The 14,683-nt window shown below is 73.4% G+C and carries 15 protein-coding genes; 9 read left to right on the forward strand and 6 right to left on the reverse strand.

The window, feature by feature from the left end:
- Positions 1–51: 51 nt before the first annotated feature.
- From DEJ19_RS04230 to DEJ19_RS04240, 3 genes are all read right to left on the reverse strand, one after another.
- Positions 52–1,077, reverse strand: coding sequence for a glycosyl hydrolase family 18 protein (locus tag DEJ19_RS04230; RefSeq protein WP_146250684.1), 1,026 nt, complete (start codon positions 1,075–1,077; stop codon positions 52–54).
- A 55-nt stretch (positions 1,078–1,132) separates the two neighbouring features.
- Positions 1,133–1,510 (reverse strand): DUF7882 family protein, encoded by a 378-nt coding sequence (locus tag DEJ19_RS04235; protein ID WP_071245963.1) that lies wholly within the window; start codon positions 1,508–1,510, stop codon positions 1,133–1,135.
- Between the two features lie 106 nt (positions 1,511–1,616).
- Positions 1,617–2,375: a helix-turn-helix domain-containing protein gene (locus tag DEJ19_RS04240; RefSeq protein WP_110865022.1), complete on the reverse strand. Its 759-nt coding sequence runs from the start codon at positions 2,373–2,375 to the stop codon at positions 1,617–1,619.
- Between the two features lie 196 nt (positions 2,376–2,571).
- On the opposite strand from DEJ19_RS04240, the gene DEJ19_RS04245 reads away from it, so the two are divergent.
- Genes DEJ19_RS04245 through DEJ19_RS04255 form a run of 3 tightly spaced genes read left to right on the forward strand, consistent with a single transcriptional unit; the run spans position 2,572 to position 3,900 of the window.
- On the forward strand, positions 2,572–2,739 hold the full coding sequence (locus DEJ19_RS04245) for a hypothetical protein (RefSeq protein WP_163343324.1): 168 nt from the start codon (positions 2,572–2,574) through the stop codon (positions 2,737–2,739).
- A complete protein-coding gene (locus DEJ19_RS04250) occupies positions 2,736–3,698 on the forward strand; it encodes a helix-turn-helix transcriptional regulator (RefSeq protein WP_220035325.1) in 963 nt (320 codons plus the stop codon). Before DEJ19_RS04245 ends, DEJ19_RS04250 begins: the two co-directional genes overlap by 4 nt.
- Before the next feature lie 10 nt (positions 3,699–3,708).
- Positions 3,709–3,900: a hypothetical protein gene (locus tag DEJ19_RS04255; protein ID WP_111233558.1), complete on the forward strand. Its 192-nt coding sequence runs from the start codon at positions 3,709–3,711 to the stop codon at positions 3,898–3,900.
- Here the strand turns inward: DEJ19_RS04255 and DEJ19_RS04260 are convergent.
- From DEJ19_RS04260 to xylA, 3 genes are all read right to left on the reverse strand, one after another.
- Positions 3,893–4,894, reverse strand: a complete 1,002-nt coding sequence (locus DEJ19_RS04260) for an acetylxylan esterase (RefSeq protein WP_111233559.1) — start codon at positions 4,892–4,894, stop codon at positions 3,893–3,895. The genes DEJ19_RS04255 and DEJ19_RS04260 overlap by 8 nt on opposite strands.
- An 82-nt stretch (positions 4,895–4,976) precedes the next feature.
- Positions 4,977–6,461 (reverse strand): xylulokinase, encoded by a 1,485-nt coding sequence (gene xylB / locus DEJ19_RS04265; protein ID WP_111095647.1) that lies wholly within the window; start codon positions 6,459–6,461, stop codon positions 4,977–4,979.
- A gap of 53 nt (positions 6,462–6,514) precedes the next feature.
- Complete coding sequence (gene xylA / locus DEJ19_RS04270) at positions 6,515–7,708, reverse strand: xylose isomerase (RefSeq protein ID WP_111033642.1); 1,194 nt, start codon at positions 7,706–7,708, stop codon at positions 6,515–6,517.
- Between the two features lie 97 nt (positions 7,709–7,805).
- Between xylA and DEJ19_RS04275 the strand changes: the two genes are divergently transcribed.
- The 6 genes from DEJ19_RS04275 to DEJ19_RS04300 are packed head-to-tail and all read left to right on the forward strand — an operon-like array spanning position 7,806 to position 14,226.
- Complete coding sequence (locus DEJ19_RS04275; protein WP_258377428.1) at positions 7,806–9,002, forward strand: Gfo/Idh/MocA family protein; 1,197 nt, start codon at positions 7,806–7,808, stop codon at positions 9,000–9,002.
- Positions 8,999–9,706, forward strand: coding sequence for a ThuA domain-containing protein (locus DEJ19_RS04280; RefSeq protein ID WP_111233560.1), 708 nt, complete (start codon positions 8,999–9,001; stop codon positions 9,704–9,706). The genes DEJ19_RS04275 and DEJ19_RS04280 overlap by 4 nt, the downstream gene beginning before the upstream one ends.
- Entirely contained in the window at positions 9,703–10,803 is a 1,101-nt protein-coding gene (locus tag DEJ19_RS04285; protein WP_258377429.1) for a Gfo/Idh/MocA family protein, read from the forward strand. Before DEJ19_RS04280 ends, DEJ19_RS04285 begins: the two co-directional genes overlap by 4 nt.
- Positions 10,804–10,837: 34 nt before the next feature.
- Positions 10,838–11,887, forward strand: a complete 1,050-nt coding sequence (locus DEJ19_RS04290; RefSeq protein WP_110865026.1) for a sugar phosphate isomerase/epimerase family protein — start codon at positions 10,838–10,840, stop codon at positions 11,885–11,887.
- A 39-nt stretch (positions 11,888–11,926) separates the two neighbouring features.
- On the forward strand, positions 11,927–13,198 hold the full coding sequence (locus DEJ19_RS04295) for an ROK family transcriptional regulator (RefSeq protein WP_111233561.1): 1,272 nt from the start codon (positions 11,927–11,929) through the stop codon (positions 13,196–13,198).
- On the forward strand, positions 13,195–14,226 hold the full coding sequence (locus tag DEJ19_RS04300) for an NAD(P)-dependent alcohol dehydrogenase (RefSeq protein ID WP_111088870.1): 1,032 nt from the start codon (positions 13,195–13,197) through the stop codon (positions 14,224–14,226). Before DEJ19_RS04295 ends, DEJ19_RS04300 begins: the two co-directional genes overlap by 4 nt.
- Positions 14,227–14,683 lie beyond the last annotated feature (457 nt).

Genomic DNA, 14,683 nt, shown 5'->3' on the forward strand with positions numbered 1-14,683 from the left:
GAGGCGCGGTGCGGGCTCGCACCGCGCCTCCTGTCCGTCAGCGGGTCGGGATCACCCGACCGGTTCGATCCGGTCGGACAGGTCCAGCGACCAGACGGCGACGCCCGTCAGGCCGAGCCGCTCCGCCAGGGCGACCCGTTCGCGCAGCGAGCGTGCGTCGGACCACCAGAGCACCTCACCGCTCGGCAGGGTCGCGGTCCACTCGCCGACCGTCGCGTCCCAGCGGGCGGTCGCGCCCGCCTTCCGGACCCGGAGCCGGGCCTGGGCGTCGGAGAGCTGACCGGCCGGGCGCGTGCCCTTCCAGTGGTAGCCGTACCCGGCGACACCGAGCACGATCTGGTCGGCGGGAGCGAGGGTCGCGAGCGCACGGGCGGCCTTCGACGACCACGCGAGCGACCCGACCGGACCGGGTGTGTCTGGCTCCCAGGGGCCGTGCTGGTCGTAGGCCATGAGCGTCAGGTGGTCGAGCGGGGCGCGGAGGGCGCGGACGTCGTAGCCGAGGCGGGCGTACCCGGCGGCGGTGGTCGACGCGGACAGGGCGATGTCGAGCCGGACGTCGTCGCCGACGGCGGCCCGGAGCTCCCGGGCGAAGGCGGTGAGACCGGGCTTCTCCGCCGGGGTCAGCGCCTCGAGGTCGATCATGACCGAGTCCCAGCCGCCCGTGGCCACGTCGGCGGCGAGTGATCGGACGACCCGGGCGCGGTTCGCGGGCGAGGTGAGCAGCTTCCTCGCGATCGGCTCACTGAAGTCCCCGTCGGCCTCGGAGTAGTTGCTGACGAGCAGCTGCGCGGTGAGGCCGTTCGCGTGCGCCCGGTTGCGCTGGGCCTTGGCGGCGCGCGACGGGGCGGTGACCTTCGTGCCCGTGCGGTTCAGCAGCAGGCCGTCGACGCCGACCACGTCCATCGCGGCGGCGTTCGCGTCCACCAAGGCGGTGTCGGCGTTCTCGGGCTGGAAGCCGGTCACGTCGAACCCCTCAGCGTGGGCGGCGGTCGGGGCCGTGCAGCCGGCGAGTGCGAGTCCGGCGGTGAGCGCGGCGGCGAGCAGCGCGGAGCGGCGTCGACGCGGGGTGGTGGTCACGGGGAGGGGCATCCTGTCGTTCGTGCCCGGTCGGGGCGCGTCGTCAGCGCTCCGGTCAGGAGGCGCTGATGGTCGTGGTGGGTCGTGCCGGTGGGGCGCCGGCGACGTCGTCGGCGGAGACCGGGCCCTCTGCGTCCGTCGGTTCCGGGCTCAGGACGAGGCCGGAGCCGCTCGCCGCGCTGGCGTAGAGCTCGTCGAGCCACGAGCGGTTCACGCTCGGGGACTTGCCGCCGGCGAACTTGAAGTGCAGTCCACAGTACGGGTGGATCCAGATGCTGCTGCGGCCCCCGCCGACGGCGGGGTCGTCCTTCCACGAGAACACGAAGCTCTCCCCGCGGCGGATGAGGTTCACGATGACGATCTGCAGGTGCGTGAGCGCACGGTCGTCGAGGCGGAGCTCGAGGGGTTGCGAGTCGTAGATGAGCTGGCCCATGGCGCTGCCTTCCGTTTGCCGGGGCCCGCCGCACGTGCCGGGCCCGCGAGGTCCATCCTCCCCCGGTTCCTCGACCCCTGGCGCTTTTCGTCCATCGACGGCGCGATCAGTCCCGTTCCGTGCCGGTGGCCGACGGTGGGACGGCCGGTGCCGACCACGGCGGGAGCTCGGCCGACGGGTACCCGCCGTGCTCGTCCGGCGCCCGCAGCATCGGGTTGACCGCACGCAGCCGGATGCCGGAGGTGTCCCCGGCGGCCCCGCGGACGGCGTTCGCCAGCAGGAACGCGACGACGTCCGCCGTGCTGCCGTCGGGGTCGTAGCCGTGCCAGGGGCGGTCGTCGCCCTGGGCACGGCGCAGGGCATGGGCGAAGGTCGCGTCGGCGTCGTCGACCTCCACCTCGCAGTCGAGCACGATCCGGAAGCGTGATCCCTCGCCCGGGGACCCGGCGAGGTCCGACGTGGCGCGGGGGTCCGGGTCCTCCGGGTCGAACGACCGGAGCGCCGCCGACGGTGCGGTGCCGAACGCGGCGCGGTACTCCGCCGCCATCCGACCGGCGTTGCTGAAGTGCCAGTGCTTGGCGACGTCCGCGATGGTGCGACGGTCGGCCGGTGTCATCGACAGCAGGTCGCGGCGGACGCCCTCGAGCCGCACCCCGCGCAGGTACGACGCGGGTGAGGTCTGCAGCTCCCGCCGGAACGCGCTCTGCAGGCCGCGGGTCGACAGGTGTGCGGCGGCGGCGATGTCCGGTACGGAGATCGCTTCGCGGGCGTGGGCGTGCACGAACCGCAGCGCCTCGTGCACGGTGCGCGACAGCCGTGCTCCGCCGTGCTCGGGACCACTCGCCGTGGTCGGTGCCTGGTCCATACGTGGAGGGTACGAGTCGGTCGGGCCGATCGGCCTCCGACGCCACGACGCCGCCGTTATCCGGCGTGCGCGGATGTGGATCGCACCCGTTCGGGGGCCATTGTGGACCCCGGTGAGGGCGCTTATCGTCCAAGAGGTACTCAAACTGTCCCCCTCCGAACAGGGTCGGAGGTACGGGGACAGATCGGAGGATCTGATGAGTGGTTACGAGCGTGCACCGGGGGTCGCCCCGGTCCACATCACCTCCTACCGGGCTCGGGCACGCGCTGCCCGACGCGGGTGGATCGTGCAGTCCGAGGACGACGTCGACCGCGAGCGGTTCACCTTCGCGGACCTCCGCGCCCGGCGAGGATCGGGCCAGTGAGCAGCGACACCGTCCCGCGGGTCGCCGTCGGCAACGCGCCCCGGACCGCCGAGCGGTGCGGCCGGACCACCGCGGACGCCGTCCGGACGGTGCGTGCCGTGTACGACGGTCGCGACGTCCGGTTCGCCCCCACCGACCGGTTCGCGTTCCGCCACCGGACGGTGCGCCACCACAACGTCGCGCTGCTGTCGTCGGCGGTGTCGACCGCCGCCGCCGCCTCGTTCACGCCGGACGGCACGCCGGTGCTGGCGTGGTCGACCGCGGGGTGCCTGCGGGTCGACGACGACGCGCCCGCCCGGCCCGGTGTGCCGGTGCTCCTGCCGACGGACCGGCCGTTCACGCTGCTCGTGCCGGCGGGGACCGTCCAGGTCCTGCGGGTCGACCGCGGATTCCTCGACGCCGTCAACGGGGTCGTGTTCGACCACCGCTTCGCCGGCCGACTGCGATCCCGCCCGGCCGAGGCCGAGGTGTCCCACCTGCTCGCCCGCATCGACGCGGTCGCCGTCAACGCACTGCACCCCGACCGCAACCCGGGCGGGCACCTGTCGGCACAGGTGCTGCTGGCCGAGTCGGTGCTGCGGGCCTTCTGCGGGACGGACGCCGAACCCGACGGATCGCCGGTCCGCCGGACGGTGAACACCGTGCAGCTCGCACAGGCCTGGCTCGCGGAGCACTGCGACCGGCCGCTCCAGCTCGCGGACGTCTGCGGGGCCGTCGGGGTCAGCTCCCGCACGCTGCAGGAGAACTTCGTGCAGCACGTCGGCGTGAGCCCCATGACGTACCTGCTGCAGGTCCGCCTCGACCGGGTGCGGATCGCGCTGCAGCTCGCCGACTGTGCGCAGACGACGGTGGCCGAGGTCGCGCACCGGTGGGGGTTCCGCCACATGGGGCGGTTCTCGAGCACGTACTTCCAGCGCTTCGACGAGTACCCGAAGAAGACGCTCCAGACGAGCACCTGAGCGCCGATCCGTGCGTACCCGACAACAGCGGCTGATCGGGCTGGCGGAGCGGGTCCTGCTCCACCAGCCGGACGTCGTGCCGGACAGCATCCTGTTCGAGTGGGGCGATCACCGCGGCGACTGGGAGCAGACCCTCACCGTGCACTACGACGTCGGTGGCGGGAGCGCCGGCCCCCACCACCGGCACCACTACTTCATCTGACGGAGTGCTGCAGCCGGTCCGCCAGGAACGCCGCCTGACGCTCCCAGTGCCGGAAGCCCCCGCCCTCGTGCCCGTTGTACGGGTACACGACGATCTCGCGGTCGGTGGAGCCGAGGGCGTTGAACGCGGCGAAGGTCGTGCGCGGCGGCACGACGTCGTCCATCAGCGCGACTGAGAACAGCGCCGGGGCGGTGACGCCGGCGGCGTGGTTGACCCCGTCCAGGTACGCGGCGGTCGCCCACACGGTGTCGGCCGCGTCGCGGTGGACGGCGAGGTACTGCGCGAGCTCCAGGTACGGCCCGCCGACCGCGACGTCGGTGCCGTTCCGCCAGTCGGCCAGGAACGCCACGTCGGGCAGCACCGCGGCGACCGGTCCGACGTGTGCCTCGACCAGGGCCGCTGCGGCGATCGTGATGCCGCCGCCCTGGCTGCCGCCGGTCAGGGCGATGCGCTCGGGGTCGATCCCGGGCAGCGTGCGCACCGCCTCGACGAGTCGCACGGCGTCGGTGTAGACGCGGCGGTAGTAGTGGTCGGCGGGCGAGCCGATGCCGCTCGTCATCCAGCCGCTGGCGTGCGGTGCGGAGCCGTGCGGGTCCGGGGAGTCGCCGCCGGCCCACCCGGAGCCCTGGCCGCGGGTGTCCATCACCACGTGCACGTACCCGGCGAGGGCCCAGTGCACGCGCTCGCCCGGCCGACCACGGCCACCGCCGTAGCCGAGGAACTCGACGACGACCGGCAGCGCGCCCGGGTCGTCCGTCACGGGACGGTTGACCCACGCCCGCACCGGGTCACCGGCGAACCCGGGGAACGTCAGGTCCTCGACGACGAGCCCGGTCACCGGGGTCTCGGCCGGCACGAGGGTCACCTCGACGCCCTCGCCCGCGGTCCGGGCGGCGGCGATCGTGTCCGCCCAGAAGGCGTCGAAGTCAGCGGGACGACGGACGTCCGAGCGGTGGGCGCGGAGCGCGTCGAGGGGCAGGTCGGTCAGTGGCATGGGTGTCCTCCGGGGACGATGATGCCCCCGGCGCCCTGGTGGAGGGCGCCGGGGGCGGGGAGTGTCGGATCCGGTGCGTCGGTCAGCGCGCCGCGGCGCGGTACTGCTCGAGCACCTCGGGGTGCGGGTCGGACGGCACGGTGGTCGTCGCGGTGTCCCACGTCGGCAGGGCACCGGTGAGCGCCCACGCGGCCTGCTTCGCAGCACCCGCGGCGACGTACTCGCCGGGCTCCGGCACCAGGACGTCACGGCCGAACACCTGCGCGGCGACGGCGCGGACCGCCGGGTTCCGCGCAGCGCCGCCGATGAGCAGCAACCGCTCGACGGTCACCCCGGTGTCCTGCACCGCGGCCAGTCCGTCGGCGAGGGCGCAGAGCATCCCCTCGACGGCCGCCCGGGCCAGGTGCGCCCGGTCGGTGGTCGCCGGCGTCATGCCGAGCAGCGATGCGGTCGCGTCCGGCCGGTTGGGCGTGCGCTCGCCGACGAAGTACGGCACCAGGACGAGGCCGTCGGCCCCGGCCGGCGCCTGCAGCGCCAGTTCGCCGAGTGCGTCGTGGTCGACGCCGAGCAGGCCGCCGATCACCTCGAGCACGCGGGCCGCGTTGAGCGTCGTGACGATCGGGAGGCGCGACCCGGTCCCGTCGGCGAAGCCCGCCACGGTCCCGCTCGGGTCACGCACCTCGGCGTCGCTGACCCCGAAGACCGTGCCGCTCGTGCCGAGGGACACCGCGACGTCACCCGGGCCGAGACCCAGGCCGAGCGCCGCCCCGGCGTTGTCGCCGAGTCCGGCACCGACGACGAGGCCGGACCGGGCGACCGCGCCGCCGGGCAGCTCGACGTCGGTGGACAGGGTGCCCATCGCCTCGTCGGGAGCGACCACGCGCGGCACGACCACGGCGTCGTCGTCACCCATCGACGCCGGACGCATCGGCCGCCCGAGCGCGAGCTCGAACAGCTCCGGGTCGTACTCGCGGCGCACCGGGTCCCAGTACCCCGTGCCGCTGGCGTCGGACGCATCCGTCGCCAGGGCGTCGAGGTCGGGGCCGAGCGGGCTCTCGTCCGCCGGTCCGTACCCGCGGAGCCGCCACGACAGCCAGTCGTGGGGGAGCGCCACGGCCGCGACGCGGGCCGCGTTCTCGGGCTCCGCGTCGCGGAGCCACCGCAGCTTGGTACCGGTGAACGACGCGACCGGCACCAGCCCCGTCCGGGCGACCCACGCCTCCTGGCCGAGCTCGTCGACCATCTGCGCGGCCGCGTCCGCACTGCGGACGTCGTTCCAGAGCAGGGCGTCGCGGACCACGCGGCCGTCGGCGTCGAGCGCGACCATGCCGTGCTGCTGCCCGGCGATGGCGACGGCACCGACATCGTCGAGGCCACCGGCGTCCGCGACGGCGGCACCGAGGGCGTCCCACCAGTGGCGGGGGTCGACGGCGGTGCCGTCCGGGTGGGACGCGCGTCCCTCGCGGACGACCGCACCGGTCGCGGCGTCGCGGATGGTGACCTTGCAGGACTGGGTCGACGAGTCGACGCCGGCGACGAGCTGGCGCTCGTCCGTGTTCTCAGCCACTTCGGCGGCAGGCCGCCTCAGCGCGCGGGATGCAGCCGCTGGCGCGTCTGCCGTCAATTCCGCGCGCCCATCAGGTGCTCCATCGCGAGCTGCTGCAGGCGGACGAAGCCGAAGCCCTTGCCGCCGAAGTAGGCGTCGGCGTCGAAGTCCTCGTAGGCGGAACGGTCGGCGAGGAACGTGTCGTACGACTCGCCGTCGTTCAGCGTCGGCGTCGACAGCTCGCCGACCTTGGAGGCCTCGAGCGCTGCCTGCACCTCGGGGTCGGCGCGGAACGCCTGCGCACGCTCCTTGAGGAGCAGGTACATGCGCATGTTGGCCGACGCGGAGTCCCAGACGCCGGTGATGTCCTCGGTGCGGCTCGGCTTGTAGTCGAAGTGGCGCGGGCCGTCGTACGCCGGGCCGCCCTGCGGGGCGCCGTGCTCGAGCAGGTCGACGAGCGAGAACGCGTTCTGCAGGTCGCCGTGACCGAACACCAGGTCCTGGTCGTACTTGATGCCGCGCTGGCCGTTGAGGTCGATGTGGAAGAGCTTGCCCTGGTAGAGCGCCTGGGCGATGCCGGCGGTGAAGTTCAGGCCCGCCATCTGCTCGTGGCCGACCTCGGGGTTGATGCCGAACAGCTCCGGGCGCTCGAGCGTCTCGGTGAAGGCGATCGCGTGGCCGAGGGTCGGCAGGAGGATGTCGCCGCGGGGCTCGTTCGGCTTCGGCTCGATGGCGAACCGGATGCCGTAGCCCTTGTCGGTGACGTACTGGGCGAGCAGGTTGACGGCCTCGCGGTAGCGCTCGAGCGCGGCCTGCACGTCCTTGGCGCTGTCGTACTCGGAGCCTTCGCGGCCACCCCACATCACGAACGTCGACGCGCCGAGCTCGGCGGCGAGGTCGATGTTGCGGAGCACCTTGCGGAGCGCGAAGCGGCGGACCTGCCGGTCGTTCGAGGTGAAGCCGCCGTCCTTGAAGACCGGGGCGGAGAACAGGTTCGTCGTGACCATCGGCACGACGAGCCCGGTCGACTCGAGCGCGCCCTTGAGGCGGTCGATCTGGGTCTGGCGTTCGGCGTCGGTGGAACCGAACGCGAACAGGTCGTCGTCGTGGAAGGTCAGGCCGTAGGCCCCGAGCTCGTCGAGCTTCTCGACCGCCTCGACCACGTCGAGGGCGGGTCGGGTCGGCCCGCCGAAGGGGTCGGAGCCGTTGTAGCCGATGGTCCAGAGACCGAAGGAGAACTTGTCTGCACGGGTGGGCGTCGTTGCCATGGTGGTCACCGTTCGTCGTCGAAACAAAATGTTGCCGCGCCCAACATAAGCGGTAGTGTTGGCTGTGGCAAGCACGTGATCGCAAAGGAGCGAGCGGATGGCAAGTGAGTCGACGGTGCAGCAACGACTGCGGGTCGCGATGGTGGGGCACGGCTTCATGGGAGCCGCACACTCACAGGCGTGGCGGACCGCCCCCAGGTTCTTCGACCTCGGAGCCGAGCCGGAGATGGCGGTGATCGTCGGGCGTGATCCCGGACGCACCGAGGCCGCTCGGCAGCAGTACGGCTGGCAGGCGGCGTCCACCGACTGGCGTGCCGTCGTCGCCGATCCGGACATCGACGTCGTCGACGTCGTTTCCCCGGGGTCCTCGCACGTCGAGATCGCGATCGCCGCGCTCCAGGCCGGCAAGCACGTCCTGTGCGAGAAGCCGCTCGCGAACACCGTCGCCGAGGCCGAGGCGATGACCGCCGCCGCCGACAGCGCCCGTGCACAGGGTGTCCGGGCGATGGTCGGGTTCAGCTACCGCCGGGTGCCGGCCATCGCGTTCGCGCGGCAGCTGGTGCAGGACGGACGGATCGGCACCGTGCGCCAGGTCCGCGCGCTCTACCTGCAGGACTGGTTGGCGGACGAGGACGGCCCGATGACCTGGCGCCTCGACAAGTCGCTCGCCGGCTCCGGTGCGCTCGGTGACATCGGCGCGCACGCCATCGACCTGGTCGAGCACGTCACGGGCGCGTCGCTCGCCACCGTGTCCGGCACGCTCGAGACCTTCGTGACCGAGCGTCCGCTGATGGCCGAGGGGGTCGGGCTCTCCGGCACCGCGTCGAGCGAGCGCGGGCAGGTCACCGTCGACGACGCCGCGTTCTTCACCGCCCGCCTGGGTGGTGGCGCGGCCGACGGTGCGATCGGCACGTTCGAGGCCACGCGCTACGCGACCGGGCGGAAGAACGGTCTGACGCTCGAGATCAGCGGGTCCGAGGGCGCGATCCAGTTCGACCTCGAGGCGATGAACGAGCTCCGGCTGTACGAGTCGAACGCCCCGGCGGGGGAGCAGGGGTTCCGCCGCATCCTCGTCACCGAGCCCGAGCACCCCTACATGGCCGCGTGGTGGCCGACCGGGCACCTCATCGGGTACGAGCACACCTTCAGCCACCAGGTGAAGGACTTCGTCGACGCGATCGTCGCCGGCACCGACCCGTCGCCGTCGTTCGCCGACGGCCTGCACGTGCAGCGGGTCCTCGACGCGGTCGAACGCAGCGCCGCAACCGGCAGCACCTGGACGGCGACCTCGTGAGCGCCGCCGAGCAGACCCGCCAGGCGCTCGTCGTCCGCGGCGGGTGGGACGGCCACCAGCCCGTCGAGACCACCGACCTGTTCGTCCCGTTCCTGCGCGAGAACGGGTTCGAGGTCCGGATGTCGGACTCGACGGCCGTCTACGCCGACGCCGCCGTCATGGACGAGGTCGACCTGATCGTGCAGGTCGTCACGATGTCGACCATCGCCGACGACGAGTTCGCCGGGCTGCAGCGCGCGGTCCTGGGCGGCGCCGGACTGGCCGGCTGGCACGGCGGCATCGCGGACGCGTTCCGGAACACCGCCGACTACCTGCACATGATCGGCGGGCAGTTCGCGCACCACGCCGGCAAGCACCCCGACGAGCGCGTCGGGGAACAGTCCGACAACTACATCCCCTACACGGTGCACCTCACCGACCTCGGGCACGAACACCCGATCACGCAGGGCATCGAGGACTTCGACCTCGTCACCGAGCAGTACTGGGTGCTGTCCGACGAGTACAACGACGTCCTCGCGACCACCACCCAGGACGCGCGCGACTTCGACGCCTGGAACCGCCCGGTCACCGCACCGGCGATCTGGACACGGCAGTGGGGCGAGGGCCGCGTGTTCGTCTCCGCACCAGGGCACCGCCTCGAGGTCGTCGAGTCGCAGCCACTCCGCACCATCATCGAACGGGGACTCCTGTGGGCAGCACGGTGAACGAACGAGCACTGCGGGTCGGCGTCGTCGGCGTGGGCGTGATCAGCCAGCAGTACTTCGAGCACTTCCCGGCGCTGCCCGGGCTGTCGCTCGTGGCGGTCGCCGACCTCGACGTCGCCCGCGCCCAGCAGGTCGGTGCAGCTCAGGGCATTCGCGGCACCACCGTGGACGACCTGCTCGCCGCCGACGACGTCGACGTGGTGCTCAACCTGACGATCCCGGCCGCGCACGCCGACATCGCCACCCGGGCCCTCGCCGCCGGCAAGCACGTCTACGGCGAGAAGCCGCTCGCGATGTCCACCGCCGAGGCCGCACCGGTGCTCGAGGCCGCCCGCGCCGCCGGCCTGCGCGTCGGCAGCGCCCCGGACACCGTCCTCGGCACGGGCATCCAGACCGCACGGGCCGCCCTCGACGACGGTGCGATCGGCACCCCGGTCGGTGCCGCCGTCGCCTGGAGCGCCCCCGGGCACGAGCTCTGGCACCCCGCGCCCGCGTTCTACTACCAGCCGGGCGGCGGACCGCTCCTCGACATGGGGCCGTACTACCTGACCAGCCTCGTCACGTTCTTCGGGCCGGTCGTCCGGGTCAGCGGCAGCGCGACCCGCTCCACCCGCGAACGGACGATCGCGACCGGACCGAACGCCGGCACGTCGATCCCGGTCGACATCGACACGCACGTCGTCGCGATCCTCGAGCACGAGAACGGCGTGGTCTCCACCGTCACCGTCTCGTTCGAGGTGTGGGCCACCCGCGCCCCGCTGTTCGAGGTGTACGGCACCGCCGGCACCCTCGGCGTCCCGGACCCGAACCGGTTCTCGGACACCGTGTCGATCGCCACCGCCGACGACCGCTCGTGGCGCGACCTGCCGGTCGCCGCCGGGTACGCCGACGCCGGCCGCGGCTACGGTCTCGCCGACATGGCCCACGCGATCGCGACGGACCGGCCGCACCGAGCCTCCGGCGACCTCGCGTTCCACGTGCTCGAGGTCATGGAGGCGGTCTCCGCCGCCGCCCGAGCCCACTCGGTCGTCGACGTGCACTCGCGCGTCGAGCGACCCGCCACCGTCCCCGCCGGGTCCGCACCCGGATCCTGGTGACGGAACCCGACCACCGCGAAGAAGGACGACGACGATGACGACGACGGACGCGAGCGACACGACGGAGACGACCCGGGCCTCCCGGCCGGTCACCCTGTTCACCGGACAGTGGGCCGACCTGCCCTTCGAGGAGGTCGCCCGGCTCGCCGGCGAGTGGGGCTACGACGGGCTGGAGATCGCCTGCTGGGGTGACCACCTGGACGTCCGGCGCGCCGCGACGGACCCCTCGTACGTCGCCGAGCGCAAGGCGATCCTGGAACGCAACGGGCTGCAGGTCTGGACGATCGCCAACCACCTGGTCGGCCAGGCCGTGTGCGACGACCCCATCGACCAGCGGCACGAGGACATCGTCCCGCCGCACGTGTGGGGCGACGGCGACCCCGAGGGCGTGCGGCAGCGTGCGGCCGAGGAGCTGCAGTGGACCGCCCGTGCCGCCGCGGCGCTCGGCGTGGACACCGTCACCGGCTTCTCCGGCTCGTCGATCTGGAAGACCGTCGCCGGGTTCCCGCCCGTGCCCCCGGGGATGATCGACGCCGGGTACCAGGACTTCCACGACCGCTGGTCACCGATCCTCGACGTCTTCGAGGAGGTCGGGGTCCGGTTCGCGCTCGAGGTGCACCCGTCCGAGATCGCCTACGACTACTGGACCGCTGCGCGGACCCTCGAGGTGTTCCGCGACCGACCGGCGTTCGGGTTCAACTTCGACCCGTCGCACTTCGTCTGGCAGGACCTCGACCCCGCGGCGTTCCTGCTCGACTTCGCCGACCGGGTGTACCACGTGCACTGCAAGGAGTCGGTGAAGCAGCTCGACGGGCGCAACGGTCGGCTGTCCTCGCACCTGCCGTGGGGCGACCCCCGGCGCGGGTGGGACTTCGTCACCGCCGGCCACGGAGACGTGCCGTGGGAGCGGGTGTTCCGCGTGCTGAACCACATCGGGTACGCCGGCCCGACCAGCGTCGAGTGGGAGGACGCCGGCATGGACCGGCTCGTCGGCGGGCCCGAGGCGCTGGCGTTCGTCCGGCAGCTCGGTACCATCGCGCCGCCGGACGCTTCGTTCGACGCCGCGTTCTCGCAGTCGCGCTGACCGGCCGACCACGACCCCACCCACCACCGAGGAGGACCCATGGCACGGCAGCCCACGGCGACGCCGGGCAACGCCGCGCGCGTCCTCCGGCTCGTCCACGAGGACGGCCCCGTCACCCGCGCCGAGCTCACCCGGCGCACCGGCCTGAACCGCTCGACGATCCTCGCGCTCGTCGGGGAACTCGTCGACGCCGGGCTCGTGCACGAGGAGACGCCGGCCGCGGGGACCCCGGGTGCCGGTGTCGGACGGCCGAGCGGGGTCGTCCGGGCGTCCGCCGACGTCCTCGCCGCCGCGGTCACGGTCGAGATCGACGCCGTCGGGGTCGCCCTCGTCGGCCTCGACGGCACCGTCCGCGACCGGCTGGTCGAGCCGCAGACCACCGTGCCGACCGCGGCGCAGGCGATCGACGCCGTCGCCCGGGTCCTCGCAGCACTCCTCGCCCGCACCGCACCGGCGGCCCGGATCGTCGGGGTCGGCGTCGCCGTGCCCGGCATCGTGCGGGTCGAGGACGGCACCGTGCGCGACGCCCCGCACCTCGGCTGGCGTGACGAACCCCTCGCCGCACCGCTCGCGGAACGCCTGGGGCTGCCGGTCCGGGCCGCGAACGACGCCAACCTCGGTGCCTGGGCGGAACGGCTGTACGGCAGCGCCCGCGGCGTCGACGACCTCGTCTACCTGAACGGTGGCGCGAGCGGCATCGGTGGCGGGATCGTCAGTGCCGGTCGACCCTTCAGCGGCGCCGACGGGTACGCGGGCGAGCTCGGGCACACCTTCGTCGCGGCGAACGGGATCCGCTGCCACTGCGGTGCGGTCGGCTGCCTGGAGACCGAGGCCTCACGCTCCGCCCTCACCGCGGTGACCGGGACCCCGCCGGACGACCTCGATGCGCTCGCCGCGGCGCTCGCCGAGGGCCGCCCCGAGGTCGAGCGGGTCGTCGACCGACAGGTCACCGCACTCGCGACCGCACTGCGGAACGCCATCCACACCGTCGACCCCGAGGTCGTCGTGCTCGGCGGGTTCCTCGGTGCGCTGCTCGGACACGTCGGTGACCGGGTCGAGACCGACGTCCGGGCGCAGACGATGGCCGCCATGACCGATCGGCTCCGGATCGTCCCGGCGGCACTCGGCCGTGACGTCCTGGTCCGTGGCGCCGCTGAGATCGGCTTCGCGGAACTGCTGCGCGACGCCACGATGCCGGCCACACCGGCACCGGCACCAGCGACAGCGACCACGACCGCGGCGTCCGCCGCCCCCTCCACCACCCACACGTCCGGCCGCGACGACGCGACCGAGGAAGCGAGAACCGCATGACCTCCACCCAGCGCACCAGCGTCCTGCTCGGCACCCAGGACCTCACCGTCGAGGACCGCCCCGTCCCCGCTGTCGACCCCGGCGACGTGCTCGTCCGGGTCGCCGCCGTGGGTGTCTGCGGCTCCGACGTGCACTACTACCGCCATGGCCGCATCGGCGACTTCGTCGTCGAGGAGCCCCTCGTCCTCGGGCACGAGCTGTCCGGAACGATCGAGGCCGTGGGCGAGGGCGTGGACCCGTCCCGCGTGGGGGAGCGCGTGGCCATCGAGCCGCAGCGCCCCTGCCACCGCTGCGCGCAGTGCCTGGCTGGCCGCTACAACCTCTGCCCGCACATGCGCTTCTACGCGACGCCGCCGGTCGACGGGGCCTTCACCGAGTTCGTCACCATCGAGGCCGAGTTCGCGCACGTCCTGCCCGACGCCGTCTCGTTCGAGGCCGGCGCGCTCCTCGAGCCCCTGTCCGTCGGCATCGCCGCCGTCCGCAAGGCGGGCATCGTGCCCGGTTCGTCGGTGCTCATCGCCGGCGCCGGTCCCATCGGCATCATCTGCGCCCAGGTCGCGAAGGCCTTCGGTGCCTCGCGCATCGTCGTCAGCGACCTCGTACCGGAGCGCCGTGCGCGGGCCCTGGAGTACGGCGCCACCGAGGTCGTCGACCCCACCGCCGTGTCCGTTGCGTCCGACATCGTCCCCGTCGACGCGTTCATCGACGCCAGCGGTGCACCCCGTGCGGTGTCGGACGGCATCAAGGCGGTCGGTCCGGCGGGTGCCGCGGTGCTGGTCGGGCTCGGCAACTCCGAGATGACGCTGCCGGTCGAGCACATCCAGAACCTCGAGGTCACGGTCACCGGGATCTTCCGGTACACGAACACGTGGCCGGTCGCCATCGAGCTGGTCGCGTCCGGGCAGGTCGACCTCGACTCGCTCGTCACCGGTCGCTTCGGGCTCGACGACGTCCGCGAGGCCCTCGAGAGCGACACCGACCCGGAGTCGCTCAAGTCCGTCGTCTACCCCGGCGGCGTCCCCGCCTGAGCGGGCACGGTGCGGGCTTCGCCGGCCCGGGCCGCGTTGCGCGCCTGGTGCGGCGTTGCAGCCGGGCACGGTGCGTGGAAGCTCGCACGGGGTGGCGACGCACGCACGGTGCGGACTGGAGGCGCGGGGCCGGGCCGCCCCGCGCCTCCCGTCCGGCACGGTGCGCGGCCTGTCGGACGGTGCGGGCTGAGCCGCCTGGTGCGGCGTTGCAGCCGGGCACGGTGCGTGGAAGCTCGCACCGGGTGGCGACGCACGCACGGTGCGGACTGGAGGCGCGGGGCCGGGCCGCCCCGCGCCTCCCGTCCCGCACGGTGCGCGGCCTGTCGGATGGTGCGGTGTCGGCCGCCTGGTGCGGCGTTGCAGCCGGGCACGGCTCGTGGAAGCTCGCACGGGGTGGCGACGCACGCACGGTGCGGACTGGAGGCGCGGGGCCGGGCCGCCCCGCGCCTCCCGTCCG

Source organism: Curtobacterium sp. MCSS17_016 (assembly GCF_003234255.2).
In the GTDB taxonomy this organism is placed as follows: Bacteria; Actinomycetota; Actinomycetes; order Actinomycetales; family Microbacteriaceae; genus Curtobacterium; species Curtobacterium flaccumfaciens.

What these genes read in the sequence shown, in the direction of transcription:
- DEJ19_RS04235 (WP_071245963.1), bottom strand. Translation starts at nt 1,510, where the DNA reads ATGGGCCAGCTCATCTACGACTCGCAACCCCTCGAGCTCCGCCTCGAC.
- DEJ19_RS04240 (WP_110865022.1), bottom strand. Translation starts at nt 2,375, where the DNA reads ATGGACCAGGCACCGACCACGGCGAGTGGTCCCGAGCACGGCGGAGCA.
- DEJ19_RS04245 (WP_163343324.1), top strand. Translation starts at nt 2,572, where the DNA reads ATGAGTGGTTACGAGCGTGCACCGGGGGTCGCCCCGGTCCACATCACC.
- DEJ19_RS04260 (WP_111233559.1), bottom strand. Translation starts at nt 4,894, where the DNA reads ATGCCACTGACCGACCTGCCCCTCGACGCGCTCCGCGCCCACCGCTCG.
- xylA (WP_111033642.1), bottom strand. Translation starts at nt 7,708, where the DNA reads ATGGCAACGACGCCCACCCGTGCAGACAAGTTCTCCTTCGGTCTCTGG.
- DEJ19_RS04275 (WP_258377428.1), top strand. Translation starts at nt 7,806, where the DNA reads ATGGCAAGTGAGTCGACGGTGCAGCAACGACTGCGGGTCGCGATGGTG.
- DEJ19_RS04290 (WP_110865026.1), top strand. Translation starts at nt 10,838, where the DNA reads ATGACGACGACGGACGCGAGCGACACGACGGAGACGACCCGGGCCTCC.
- DEJ19_RS04295 (WP_111233561.1), top strand. Translation starts at nt 11,927, where the DNA reads ATGGCACGGCAGCCCACGGCGACGCCGGGCAACGCCGCGCGCGTCCTC.
- DEJ19_RS04300 (WP_111088870.1), top strand. Translation starts at nt 13,195, where the DNA reads ATGACCTCCACCCAGCGCACCAGCGTCCTGCTCGGCACCCAGGACCTC.